The 13,592-nt window shown below is 27.1% G+C and carries 11 protein-coding genes; all 11 read left to right on the top strand.

Features of this window, described 5'->3' with window-relative positions:
• Nucleotides 1-7 precede the first annotated feature (7 nt).
• The 11 genes from AWT63_RS05915 to AWT63_RS05865 all read left to right on the top strand — a co-directional run bounded on the left by AWT63_RS05915 (nucleotide 8) and on the right by AWT63_RS05865 (nucleotide 13,588).
• On the top strand, nucleotides 8-742 hold the full coding sequence (locus AWT63_RS05915) for an amino acid ABC transporter ATP-binding protein (RefSeq protein ID WP_197407543.1): 735 nt from the start codon (nucleotides 8-10) through the stop codon (nucleotides 740-742).
• A gap of 638 nt (nucleotides 743-1,380) precedes the next feature.
• A complete protein-coding gene (locus AWT63_RS05910; RefSeq protein WP_068269152.1) occupies nucleotides 1,381-2,307 on the top strand; it encodes a glycyl-radical enzyme activating protein in 927 nt (308 codons plus the stop codon).
• Nucleotides 2,308-2,427: 120 nt separating this feature from the next.
• Complete coding sequence (locus AWT63_RS05905; protein ID WP_068269149.1) at nucleotides 2,428-4,563, top strand: glucose PTS transporter subunit IIA; 2,136 nt, start codon at nucleotides 2,428-2,430, stop codon at nucleotides 4,561-4,563.
• An 80-nt stretch (nucleotides 4,564-4,643) separates the two neighbouring features.
• Nucleotides 4,644-5,390 carry a DeoR/GlpR family DNA-binding transcription regulator gene (locus tag AWT63_RS05900; RefSeq protein WP_068269145.1) on the top strand — a complete coding sequence of 249 codons (747 nt, stop codon included), beginning with the start codon at nucleotides 4,644-4,646 and terminating at the stop codon, nucleotides 5,388-5,390.
• Nucleotides 5,391-5,403: 13 nt separating this feature from the next.
• Nucleotides 5,404-7,815 (top strand): glycyl radical protein, encoded by a 2,412-nt coding sequence (locus tag AWT63_RS05895; RefSeq protein ID WP_068269142.1) that lies wholly within the window; start codon nucleotides 5,404-5,406, stop codon nucleotides 7,813-7,815.
• A 17-nt stretch (nucleotides 7,816-7,832) separates the two neighbouring features.
• Nucleotides 7,833-8,486: a transaldolase family protein gene (locus AWT63_RS05890; RefSeq protein WP_068269140.1), complete on the top strand. Its 654-nt coding sequence runs from the start codon at nucleotides 7,833-7,835 to the stop codon at nucleotides 8,484-8,486.
• Between the two features lie 97 nt (nucleotides 8,487-8,583).
• Complete coding sequence (locus AWT63_RS05885) at nucleotides 8,584-9,417, top strand: SAM hydrolase/SAM-dependent halogenase family protein (protein WP_231723231.1); 834 nt, start codon at nucleotides 8,584-8,586, stop codon at nucleotides 9,415-9,417.
• A 12-nt stretch (nucleotides 9,418-9,429) separates the two neighbouring features.
• Nucleotides 9,430-9,978 carry an ECF-type riboflavin transporter substrate-binding protein gene (locus AWT63_RS05880; protein ID WP_068269137.1) on the top strand — a complete coding sequence of 183 codons (549 nt, stop codon included), beginning with the start codon at nucleotides 9,430-9,432 and terminating at the stop codon, nucleotides 9,976-9,978.
• 2 nt (nucleotides 9,979-9,980) lie between these two features.
• On the top strand, nucleotides 9,981-11,642 hold the full coding sequence (locus AWT63_RS05875; RefSeq protein WP_068269133.1) for an ABC transporter ATP-binding protein: 1,662 nt from the start codon (nucleotides 9,981-9,983) through the stop codon (nucleotides 11,640-11,642).
• The gene (locus AWT63_RS05870; RefSeq protein ID WP_068269129.1) at nucleotides 11,639-12,466 is read left to right on the top strand and encodes an energy-coupling factor transporter transmembrane component T family protein; all 828 of its coding nucleotides are present in this window, start codon (nucleotides 11,639-11,641) and stop codon (nucleotides 12,464-12,466) included. The genes AWT63_RS05875 and AWT63_RS05870 overlap by 4 nt, the downstream gene beginning before the upstream one ends.
• A 3-nt stretch (nucleotides 12,467-12,469) precedes the next feature.
• The gene (locus AWT63_RS05865; protein ID WP_068269124.1) at nucleotides 12,470-13,588 is read left to right on the top strand and encodes a cysteine desulfurase family protein; all 1,119 of its coding nucleotides are present in this window, start codon (nucleotides 12,470-12,472) and stop codon (nucleotides 13,586-13,588) included.
• Nucleotides 13,589-13,592: the final 4 nt, after the last annotated feature.

The raw sequence follows: 13,592 nt of genomic DNA, 5'->3' as shown, positions 1-13,592 counted from the left end.
GAACGAAATATTAAAAATAAATAATTTAACAGTAATGTATGGAAATAGAACTGTGTTAGATAATATAAGTATAACGGTAAAAGAAAAAGAAGTTATAAGTATAATAGGTTCATCAGGTAGTGGTAAATCAACATTTTTAAAATGTATAAATTTACTTGAAGTTCCTACAAGTGCAGAAATTCTTTTTCATAATGAAAATATTATGACAGGAGATATAACAAAGGAACAATATCGTCAAAAAGTCGGTATGGTATTTCAAAATTTTAATTTATTTAATAATTTAACTGTACTTGAAAATTGTATATTGGCTCCAACAAAAATATTAAAAATGTCAAGAGAAGAAGCAGTTACAATGGCAAATATGTACTTAAAAAAAGTTGGTATGGAAAAGTATATAAATGCAAAACCTAAACATTTGTCAGGTGGACAAAAGCAAAGAGTTGCAATTGCAAGAGCATTATGTATGAAACCTGAAATTATTTTGTTTGATGAACCAACATCAGCACTTGATCCTGAAATGGTAAATGAAGTTTTAAAAACAATGAATGAACTTGCAAAAGATGGAATAACTATGATTGTAGTAACACATGAGATGGATTTTGCAAGAAATGTATCAAGCAGAGTAATATTTTTAGATAAAGGTAAAATACTGCAAGATGGAACAGCTGATGAAGTTTTAAATAATCCTACAAATGATAGAATAAAAGAATTTTTGAATAAGGAAAAAAATTATGAGCAATAATTATAAATATTTATTATAGTTATTAAAAAAATTGGTTATAAAAAGTTAATTACGTATATTTTTGTATTAATTATTGTGTATATATTATCAGTGTTACAACCACTTTTTATAAGTAACAGTATAGTTCATAAAAATAAATATTTTATTTTTCTTTTATTATTTCTTTAATAGTAGAAGAATTTTTAGGATTTTATAATAACTATATTATACAAAAAATAAGAAATATTCAAAATTAATACTTTAGAGAGGAATCCAAAATAAGAATTATTTTGAATTCTTAAATTTAGGGGAAATACAAAATTTAATTCAAGAAGGCTATTTTTTGATTAGAAGTATTTATGATGTTTCATTAAGGAATTTAAAAAATTTCATGATGATAGTAGTGTATACGGTTGTACTATATAAAGTATACAAATTAATTGGAATAATATATTTAATAAATATTTGAATGATAGAACAGTAATTATAATTTCACATAGTAATGTTATTAATATATAACAAATAATATAGGAATTACTTGGGTTTTATAAAGTAATTCCTTTTAAATTTATTTTTTGTTTTATGATTGAAATATAAATATGTTTCAATTGAAAACGCAAGATAATCGTGGTATAATATATTAAACTGGGGTGATTGTTTTGAAAAAAGCTAGGATATTTAATTTACAAAAATTTAGTTTGCATGATGGTCCGGGAATTAGAACTGTTGTATTTTTTAAAGGTTGTCCTTTAAAATGCCCTTGGTGTTCTAATCCTGAATCGCAAAAAAAAGAGATACAACTTGTTTGGAAAGATAATAAATGTAATTATTGTGAAGATTGTGGTATTACTGAACTATTATGGTTGTCAAAAGATGGAGAAAAGTTAAAAAAAGGTGATAATCAACGTTATGTTAATTTGAAGAAAATAACGGAAGAAGAAGCTATATTTTTGAAAAAAAGATGTAAAACGGGTTCTATTTCATATGAAGGTTATGATAAAGATCTTGAGGATATAATTTCTGAAATAAAAAAAGATATGCCTTTTTACGAACAATCTGGTGGGGGCGTAACTGTCTCAGGTGGCGAAGTTTTGACACAGGCAGATATTGCGACACAATTACTTAAAAGATGTAAAGAAGAAGGTATACATACTGCTGCTGAAACAACTTGTTATGCTCCTGAAAATAAATTTATTAAATTTGTTGAACAACTTGATCTTTTATTGTGCGATGTGAAGCATTGGGATAATGAGAAGAGTAAAAGAATATTGGGAGTTCCTCTTGATAGAATAAAAAGTAATATTAAATATGCTACCAGTGTTAAAACGTTGGAAGTTATAGGTAGAATTCCAGTTATACCTAAATTTAATTATACGATTGAAGATGCTAAAAAGATATCTGAATTATTGGTTGAATTAGGAATAAAAAATGTAGAATTGTTGCCTTATCATAATTTCGGAGAAAATAAATATAAACTTTTAAATATTCCTTATGAATATGAAGATGTTGAACAATTACATAAAGATGATGAAAAATTTATTGAATATAAAAGGATTTTTGTTGATGCTGGTTTAAATGTTAAATAGATATATTTGAAATGAAAAAAGTTTCAATTGTAACTTCTGATATTGACAATTGAAATATACAGGGTATACTTTGGATAGAAAGATAAAAAAATAACAATCTATTTAAAGGAGAAAAATTTCATGGAAAAACAAGAGTCAAGAATTTTTGAATTACTTCAAAAAATGAGTAAATCATTCTTTTTACCAATTTCAATTTTACCTTTTGCAGGTATATTTTTAGGGATAGGAGCTTCATTTACTAATCCAGCAAATATCAAAAGTTTAGGTTTAGAAACAATACTAGCAGATGGAACATTTCTAAACATACTTTTAAAAATATTTAGTGGTGTTGGAGAAGTTGTCTTTGGAAATCTACCTTTATTTTTTGCAATAGCAGTTGCAATAGGACTTGCTAGACAAAATAAAGAAGTTGCTGCAATGGCTTCTGCTGTTTCTTATCTTGTAATGAATATTACAGTAAATAAATTGCTTGTAAGCAGTGGGGAAATATTAGCAGATGGAAGTATAAGTTCTGATGTACCTTTAGGTTCAATAACATCAGTTTTAGGTATACAATCACTTCAAATAGGAGTTTTTGGTGGTATAGTTGTTGGGATGGTAGTGGCATATTTACATAATAAATATTACAAAATTGAATTACCATCAGCTCTTTCATTTTTTGGAGGGACTAAATTTGTTCCTATCATTTCAATAATTTTTGGAGTTTTTATTGGAATATTCTTTTATTTATTTTGGCCTTTTATACAAGCAGGTATAAGTAAACTTGGAAATGTTGTAATAAATTCAGGATATTTGGGTACTTTCATATTTGGCGCAACTGAAAGAGGTTTAATACCGTTTGGATTACATCACGCATTCTATTTACCTATTTGGACTACTGAACTTGGAGGTTCAATGGAAGTTGCTGGTAAAATAGTTTCAGGTGCACAAAGCATATATTTTGCACAATTACAAGATCCAAATACAACATCATTTTCAATTAATGCAGTTAGATTTTTAGTAGGTAAATATCCATTTATGATGGGTGGACTTCCAGGTGCAGCTCTTGCAATGTATCATTGTGTACCTAAAGAAAATAGAAAAAGAGTAAAAGGTCTTTATTTAGGAGCAGGACTTACAACTTTTTTAACTGGAATAACTGAACCAATAGAATTTACTTTCTTATTCCTTTCTCCTTTATTGTTTGTTATTCACGTTATATGTGCCGGATTTGCATTTATATCTTGTCATGTTCTAAATATCGCAGTTGGTACAACATTCTCTGACGGGCTTATAGATTTTACAATGTTCGGTTTATTACAAGGAATAGAAAAAACTAGATGGCCACTACTTGTAGTGCTTATGTTAGTATATTTTGTAATATATTATGTAATGTTTAAATATTTAATAATTAAATGGGATGTTAAAGTTCCGGGTAGAGATAATGAAAATTCTAAACTTTATACTAAAGCTGATTATCTTGCAAAAAATGCTCATGAAAAAGAAGACTTAGTTTCTGAATTAATAATAAAGGGTCTTGGAGGAAGAGAGAACATACTTGATGTAGATAATTGTGCTACAAGATTAAGAGTAACTGTAGTAAATGGAACTTTAATAGATGATGAGATATTAAAGGCAACAGGAGCAAGTGGAGTAATAAAGAGAAATACAGCTATTCAAGTTGTATATGGACCAAGAGTATCAATAGTAAAATCAAATTTAGACGATTATATGAGTACACATTTGGAAGATCAAGAAATCACTGAAAAAGAATTTGAAGAAATCAAAAAAGAAAAAGAATTGCCAAAAGAAAGACAATTAAGATGTGATATGGTAGTTCCAGTTAATGGTGAATTATTATGTATCAATAAATGTAGTGACGAAGGATTTGCAAGTAAAATGTTAGGTGATGGATATGTATTAATACCTAAAGATGGAAATATATATTCACCTGTTGATGGAGAAATAACAATAATATCAGATACAAAACATGCAATTTCTATATCTACAGCTTCAGGAGACGAAATGCTTATTCATATGGGACTTGATACAGTAAATATGAATGGAGAAGGTTTCAATATTTTATGTAATGTTGGCGATAAAGTAAAAATGGGACAAAAAATAGCGGAAGTAAATTTAGAAAAAATAAAATCACAAGGATATAGTACAGAAATGATATTTGCATATCCTGAATTAGAAGACACTTGCTTTGTAGAAGTAAAAGAGGGAGAAGTGAGTGCAGGAGACAAAGATAAAATTTCAATAAATAAAAAGTAAACTTTAACGGTTTGAATTGACAGAACTAAAACTTAATTATATACTTATTTCATAATATATGAAAGAAAGAAGTGTTGTAATTGAAAAGAAGAGATCAGATTTTAGATTTAATAGTATCAGAAGGAAAAATTTCTGTTGTAGATTTAGCTGAAAAAATGAGAGTATCGCAAGTTACTATTAGAAAAGATTTAGATTATTTGGTTTCAAAAGGTCTAATAACAAGAGAATACGGATATGCATTAACTTTAAGTAACGATGATATATCGAATAGATTAGTTCATAATTATTCAATAAAATTAAAAATAGCTAAACTTGCAGCACAAACTGTGTCAGACGGTGAAATTATTATGATAGAATCTGGTTCTACATGTGCATTACTTGCTGAAGAGTTATGTAAAACTAAAAAAAATATAAAAATAATTACAAACTCAATCTTTATAGCTAATTTTTTAAGAGAATATAGAAATGTTGATATAACAATCTTAGGTGGAGAGTTTCAAAGTATTTCTCAAGTAAACACAGGACCTATTACAAGATTATGTGCTGAACAGTATATGGTCGATAAATTATTTCTTGGTGTAGATGGATTTGATGAAAAATTTGGTTTTTTTGGTGCAGATATTTTAAGAACTTATGCAGTTAAAGATATGTCGGAATGTGCTAAAAAAGTTATAGTTCTAACTACATCTGAAAAATTTAAAGAAAGAGGTTTAGTTAAGTTATTCAAACCTGAAGAAGTATATGCGGTTTATACGGATTGTTCTACTTCTGAAAAAGTAATAAAATTCTTAAGGGAACAAAATATAGAAGTAAATATTGCAAAATAATAAGGGAGGCATAATGAGTAACAATTATTTTGGAAACTTAACAGACAGAATGAATAAATACAGAAATGATGTATTAGAAACAAAAAGAATGGTATGCGTTGAAAGGGCAATTTATACTACACAAGCTTATGATAAATATGCAGCGATGCCTTTAGCTATAAAAAGAGCTGAAATGTTAAAAAATATATTATCTAATATGAGTATATACATAGAAGATGAATCATTACTAGCAGGAAATCAGGCTTCTTCAAATTGTGCAGCACCAATATTTCCTGAATACGCAATGGATTGGGTTATTGATGAATTAGATAAATTTGAAAAAAGAGATGGAGATGTATTTTTTATAACTGAAGAAAATAAACAAATTTTACGTGATATAGCTCCATTTTGGAAAGGTAAAACAGTAAAAGAAATAGCTCTTTCTGCAATGCCAGAAGAAAGTAGATTATTCTATGATTTAGGTATAATTAAAGCTGAAGGAAATATTACAGCAGGAGATGCTCATTTATCTGTAAATTATTCAAGACTTATAAGAGAAGGACTTAAGAGTTTTGAAAAACAAACTAAAGAAGCAACGCAAAAACTTGATATGTCAACTTATGAAAATCAAGAAAAAATGCATTTTTATAAAGGAATATTAACAACTATTGAAGCAACAGTTAAATTTGCAAAAAGATATGCAGATTTAGCAAGAGAATTAATAGAAAAAACTGATTGTGAAAAAAGAAAAAAAGAATTACAAAGAATAGCTAATACATTGGATAAAGTTCCGTATGAGCCAGCAGAAAACTTTTATGAAGCAATTCAATCAATATGGATAGTTCATTTAGTATTACAAATTGAAAGTAATGGGCACTCACTTTCATATGGAAGAATGGACCAGTATTTATATGATTTCTATATTAACGATATAAAATCAGGTGTAATTAGTGAAGATGAAGCTATAGAATTATTATCAAACTTATGGATAAAGACATATACTATAAATAAAATTAGATCTTGGAGTCATACTCAATATTCAGCAGGAAGTCCTCTTTATCAAAATGTAACTATAGGAGGACAAACAAAATTTGGTGAAGATGCAGTAAATGAACTTACATATGCGATAATAAAATCAGATGCACAAGTGCATTTACCTCAACCTAATTTAACAATTAGATATCATGCAGGACTTGATGATAGATTTATGAAAGAAGCTATAGAACTTATGAAACTTGGAACAGGAATGCCTGCATTTAATTCTGATGAGATTATAATCCCATCTTTAATAGATAAAGGTGTTTCAGTTGAAGATGCATATAATTATAGTGCTATAGGTTGTGTAGAAGTTGCTGTTCCTGCAAAATGGGGATATAGATGTACAGGTATGAGCTTTTTAAATTATCCTAAAGTTTTACTTATTGCTATGAATGATGGAGTAGATCCTAAAACCGGTAAAAAATTAATGGAAGGTACAGGTAAATTTACTGATTACACAAGTTATGATGATATGAAAAAAGCTTGGGACAATATAATAAAACAATTTACAAGAGAACAAGTAATAATGGATACATCAGTTGACAGAACACTTGAAAAAACAACTATGGATGTTTTATGTTCTGCATTAGTAGATGATTGCATAGACAGAGGTTTAAGCTTAAAAGAAGGTGGAGCTGTTTATGATATGATATCTGATTTACAAGTAGGAATTGCAAACTTAGCAGATTCGTTATCTTGTATAAAAAAATGTGTATTTGAAGATAAAAGTATAACTACAAAAGAATTGTGGCAAGCTCTTATGAATAATTTTGAAGGTGAAGAAGGAGCTAGAGTTAGACGTATTTTACTTGAAAATCCACATAAATATGGTAATGATGATGACTATGTTGATAGCTTAATAAGAGAAGCATATGATTCACATATAGTTGAAATTAAAAAATACAATAATACCAGATTTGGTAGAGGTCCTATAGGTGGAAATTATTATGCAGGAACATCATCAATATCTGCAAATGTAGGTCAAGGACTTGGAACACTTGCAACACCTGATGGAAGATTTGCAGGAGAACCTCTTGCTGAAGGTTGTGCACCTTGTCATAATGCTGATATAAATGGACCAACGGCTGTATTTAAAACAATATCAAAATTACCTGTTATGGATATAACAGGAGGAATACTGTTAAATCAAAAGGTTAATCCTCAAACTATTTCAAATGAAGAGGATAAAATGAAGCTTATTATGTTAATTAGAACATTCTTTAATAAATTAAATGGATTTCATGTTCAATATAATGTTGTTTCAAGAGAAACATTAAGAGATGCACAAAAAAATCCAGAAAAACACAGAGATTTAATAGTAAGAGTTGCAGGATATTCAGCGTTCTTTAATGTTTTATCTAAGAAAACTCAAGATGATATAATAGAAAGAACAGAACAAAGTCTGTAACTAATTTAGGAGGCATAATGTATATTGATACTGCGAATTTAATTGAAATAGAAAAAGCATTAAAAACGGGTGTAATAAAAGGAGTAACAACAAATCCTACTATACTTAAAAAAGAAAATAAAAATAGAAAAGAACAAATAAAAGAAATATTATCACTTGGAGTTCAAGAATTATTTATTCAACTTTTAGGTGAAACTTCTGAAGAAATGATTTTAGATTTTGAAAATTTAAAAAAATTTGAAAAAGAAATAGGATTTAAATTGAGTTTAAAGGTTCCTTTAAGTTTTGCAGGGCTTGAAACTGTATCAAAAATAAAAAAAGAAGATAGTAGTAGAGTAGTGTTAGGAACGGCTGTTTATTCGTCAGATCAAGCAATACTTGGAGCTGTTGCAGGTTGTGATTATTTGGCACCATATGTAAACAGAATGCAAAATAATTCAATTGATTCTATTCTTGAAATAAGTAAAATAAGAACTTTTATTGATGATAGAAACGTAAAAACTAAAATATTGGCTGCAAGTTTTAAAAACTCTAATCAAGTAGTTGATTCATTAGTTAATGGGGCACACACAGCGACAATTCCGTATGATATTTTAGTTCAAATGATTGATAAACAAATAGCATTAAATGCAATAAAAGTGTTTAATGAGGATGGTAAAGTTACTATATAAATTTTATAGCAGTTCAGCAATTAGCTGAACTGATTTATTTATTAATTTTTATTCTTTTTTTTATATATTTTTGATATAATAAAATGAGGTGATTATAGTGAATGCTTTAATTTTTCAATCAGATTTTGGTGTATGTGATGGAGCTGTTGCAGCAATGCATGGTGTAGCATATAGTCAAGATTCAAATTTAAAAATATATAATCTGACACATGATATTCCACAATATGATATATGGGAAGCATCATATAGATTAATTCAATCTATATCTTTTTGGCCAAGTGGAAGTGTTTTTGTATCAGTTGTAGATCCAGGTGTTGGAAGTAGTAGAAGAAGTGTTGTCGTAAAAACAACTACAGGACAGTTAATTGTAACTCCGGATAATGGAACTTTAACACATGTCAAAAAAATGCTTGGAATTGAAGAAGTAAGGCTTCTTGAAGAAACGAAAAATCATTTACCCATCCAAGAATTATCTTACACTTTTCATGGACGTGATGTATATGCATATACTGGTGCAAGACTTGCATCAGGAAAAATTAAATTTGAAGAAATAGGACCTAAAATAGGAGTATCTAGTATAATAGAGCTTAAAACAGTTTCACCTATTATAGAAGAAAATAAGGTAACGGGGACTATTGATGTGTTAGATGTAAGATATGGAAGTCTTTGGTCAAATATACCTTATGAAGATTTTAAAAAATTAAATATATCAGTTGGAGATAAAGTTGAAGTAACGATTACTCATTCAGATAGAGTACTTTATCAAAATTTTATTTATTTTAAAACAAGTTTTTCGGATGTTAGAATAGGAGAACCTTTAATATATATAAACTCATTAAATAATATAGGACTTGCAATAAACCAAGGTTCATTTGCAAAAGCATATAATATTAAAACCGGAATAAATTGGAAAATATCATTTAAAAAATAAAGGAGATAGGTTATGAAGTTATTATCAATTAAAAAAATAACAGCAATAGGAATAGGAACAGCATTATTTATTGTATTATCATATTTAATTATTCCTACAGGTGTACCTAACACAAGTATACAACCAAGAATAGCAATACTATCGTTTTTTAGTATAGTATTTGGTCCAATTGTAGGATTTTCAATTGGTACTTTAGGACATGCTCTTGCTGATGCTTTTCAATGGGGTTCAATATGGTGGAGTTGGGTTATTGCAGATGGAGCATTAGGACTATTAATTGGATTATTTTATAAACAACTTGACGTAGAAAATAAGCTGTTTGATATTAAAAATATAATATACTTTAATGGGATTCAAATAATAGCAAATTCAGTATGTTGGATATTTTTAGCACCTACGTTGGATATATTAATGTATAAAGAACCTTTAGATAAAGTATATTTTCAAGGTATAATTTCATTTATAGTAAATTCGTTTACAGTTTTAGTAATTGGAACTATAATTATAAAATATTATTCAAAATCTAAAGCGGGTAATAATAACTTAACCAAGGAAGATTAATAATGAAAAAAATAATTGAATTTAAAAATTTTACTTTTAGTTATAAAAATAATGCAAATCCAACTTTAAAAAATATAAATCTTGATATATATGAAGGCCAAAAAATACTAATAGTTGGTAAATCAGGATGTGGAAAAAGTACTCTTGCAAAATGTATAAATAAGTTAATACCTAGAGTATATAAAGGTACTATAACTGGAGAAGTAAAAATAAATTCAAAAAATATAGGAACTATACTTCAAGATAGCGATAGTCAATTTGTTGGTATGAATGTTGGTGAAGACATTGCATTTGCACTTGAAAATGATTGTATAAACAAAAATGAAATGACTAATAAGGTAAAAACAATAAGTTCATTTGTAGATATGAGTGATTTTTTGCTATCAAAACCTCAAAATTTATCAGGAGGTCAAAAACAAAGAGTGGCTCTTGCCGGAGTTTTAATAGAAGATGTAGATATACTTTTATTTGATGAACCTCTTGCAAATCTAGATCCTAAAACAGGTATTGATGCAATCAAATTAATAAATGATGTACATAAAAGAACAAATGCAACAACTATAATAATAGAACATAGAATAGAAGATGTTTTGTTTATAGATTTAGATAGAATAATAGTTATTGATGATGGAATTATAGTTGCAGATGGAGATATAGACGAAATAATAGCGATAAACATATTACCTAAAATAGGTATAAGAGAACCTTTGTATATAACAGCAATGAAGTATAGCGGTGTTAATATTGAGAAGAGAGTAATGCCAAGTAAACTTGATAATATAGATATTAATTTATATAAAGAAAAAGTTACAAATTGGTATAAAAGTATAGATATACCTAAAAAAGAAATAAAAAAAGAAGATATATTAGTATTTGAAGATGTTTCATTTTCATATACAGATAAAAAAGTTTTAAAAAATATTAATTTTACAGTAAAAAAATCTGAAATAATAAGTATCGTTGGAAAAAATGGAGCAGGAAAGAGTACACTTGCTAAAATTATATGTGGATTTGAAAAAGATTATACAGGAAAAATATTTGTTGACGGTTATGATATATCAAATTTTTCTATAAAGGAAAGAGGAGATATGATAGGTTATGTGATGCAAAATCCAAATCAAATGATTTCTCAAAATTTAGTAAATGAAGAAGTTTCATTTTCACTTAAAGTTAAAGGAGAAGAAGAAAAAGTAATTAGTGAAAAAGTAAATAGCATACTTAAAATATGTGGACTTTATCCGTATAGAAATTGGCCAATATCATCACTTAGTTATGGTCAGAAAAAAAGAGTTACTATTGCAAGTATATTAGCTACAAATCCTAAAATACTTATATTAGATGAACCAACGGCCGCACAAGATTATGTTCATTACCTTGAAATAATGGAATTTATTAAAAGTATAAATGAAAAATTGGGTATTACTATAATAATGATAACACATGATATGCATTTAATGCTTGAATATACAAGCAGAGCTATTACTTTATTAGATGGTTGTATTATTTCAAATGATAGTTGCATAAAAACTTTAGCTAATAATGATATTATTGAAAGAGCAAATCTTAAAATACCTTCATTATACAAATTGGCTAAAAAATTAGATATTGATGAATATAGTTTTGTATATAATTTTATAAACTATGAAAGAGGATTAAAAATATGAGAATATTCGGGTATGAATATAAAAAGACATTTATTCATGACTTAAATGGTGTTACAAAATTAGTAATATTTTTATTATGGTCAACTCTTGGTATGTTGACATATAATACATATGTCCTATTTTTTATGTTGATATCCAGTTTAATTGTTCTTTACATTTCAAAGATTAAATATAAAGATGTTTCTTTTGTTTTTTGGGTAATATTAATATTTTTAATTTTAAATACTGTAACTATTTATATTTTTTCTCCACAAGAAGGAGTAAAAATATATCATAGTATGACAAAAATAACTAATTTTGGTAATATTTATGACCTAACATTGGAGCAAGTATTTTATGAAGTAAATGTATTTTTAAAATATATGGTTGTTGCACCTGTTGCTTTAATATTTATATCTACAACAGATCCAAGTGAACTTGGGTCAAGTTTAAATAGAATAGGTGTACCTTACTCAATCTGTTATGCTATAAATATTGCGTTTAGATATATTCCAGATATACAACAGGATTTTTATAATATAAAAAATACAAAAGAAGCAAGGGGAATAGAACTTTCTTCAAAACAAAATTTATTAAAAAGAATAACAAATACCATACCTATATTATTTCCATTAATATTTACAAGTATTGAAAGAATTGAAAATATAAGTACTGCTATGGAACTTAGAGGATTTGGTAAAAAAAATAAAAGAACTTGGTATAGTTATAGAGAGTTGAGATTATCAGACTATATTTCAATTATAGTTACACTTATTATTGTCATATTTTGTTTATATATTACGTTTAAAGATGGCTCAAGATTCTATAATCCATTTATGAGGTAAAAAATGAGAAATATATATTTTGATAATGCCGCATCAACAAAAATGCGACAAGAAGTAATTGATTTTTTATGTGAAAGTTATAATAATGTTTATGCAAATCCTTCTGCTGTTCATACTTATGGCAGAAATGCAAGAGCTTTACTTGAAAATGCACGAAAAAATATTGCCAGTAAATTAAATATTAAACCCAATGATTTAATATTTACATCGGGAGCAACAGAATCAAATAATCTTGCAATTAGAGGGATTTTATTAAAAAGTGAAAAAAAGGAAATAATATGTTCAAGTATAGAACATTCAAGTATACTAACACTTTGCGATGAACTTTCAAAAGAAGGATATAAAGTTAAGTATATAAATATAAAGCCTAATGGAGAAATTGATATAGAACATTTAAAAACTCAAATAAGTGATGATACTGCACTTATAACAGTAATGGCAGTAAATAATGAAACTGGTGTGAAACAACCACTTGATAAAATTTCTGATTTAATAAAAGGTAAAAATATATATTTTCACAGTGATGCTGTTCAATTAATATCAAAAGAATATTTTAACCCTTATGAATTGGGATTAGATAGTTTTAGTGCATCACCACATAAATTTTATGGACCTAAGGGCATAGGATTACTGTATATTAAAGATGATATTGAAATATCAAAATTAATGTATGGTGGAAGCCAAGAAAGAAATAAAAGGGCTGGAACAGAAAATATTAATTCCATTCTTGCAACTTCACTTGCACTTGATTTAAGTGTTCAAAATATGGAAAAAGATAATAAATATCTACAAGATTTGATGGATTATTTTATTAGTGAAGTAAGTAAATTAAATTATATAAAAATAAATGGTGAAAACAGAGTAAATAGTATAATAAGTATACAAATAGAAAATCAAGATATACAGCTATTATTACCTATGCTTGATATGAGAGGTATATATGTAAGTGGAGGTTCTGCATGTATGTCAGGAAGTTTAAAAGCGTCACAAACTTTAATTAATATGGGACTTAGTGAAAAACAGGCATTATCTTCTGTTAGGATAAGTTTTAGTATATATAATACAAAAGAAGAAATAAAATATTTAATTGATACTTTAAAAAATATATGTGAAGGAGAATAAATAA

This window comes from Caviibacter abscessus (genome assembly GCF_001517835.1).
In the GTDB taxonomy this organism is placed as follows: Bacteria; Fusobacteriota; Fusobacteriia; order Fusobacteriales; family Leptotrichiaceae; genus Caviibacter; species Caviibacter abscessus.
The sequence above is the reverse complement of the archived record's forward strand: the minus strand, read 5'-3'. Positions and strand labels throughout refer to the sequence as shown.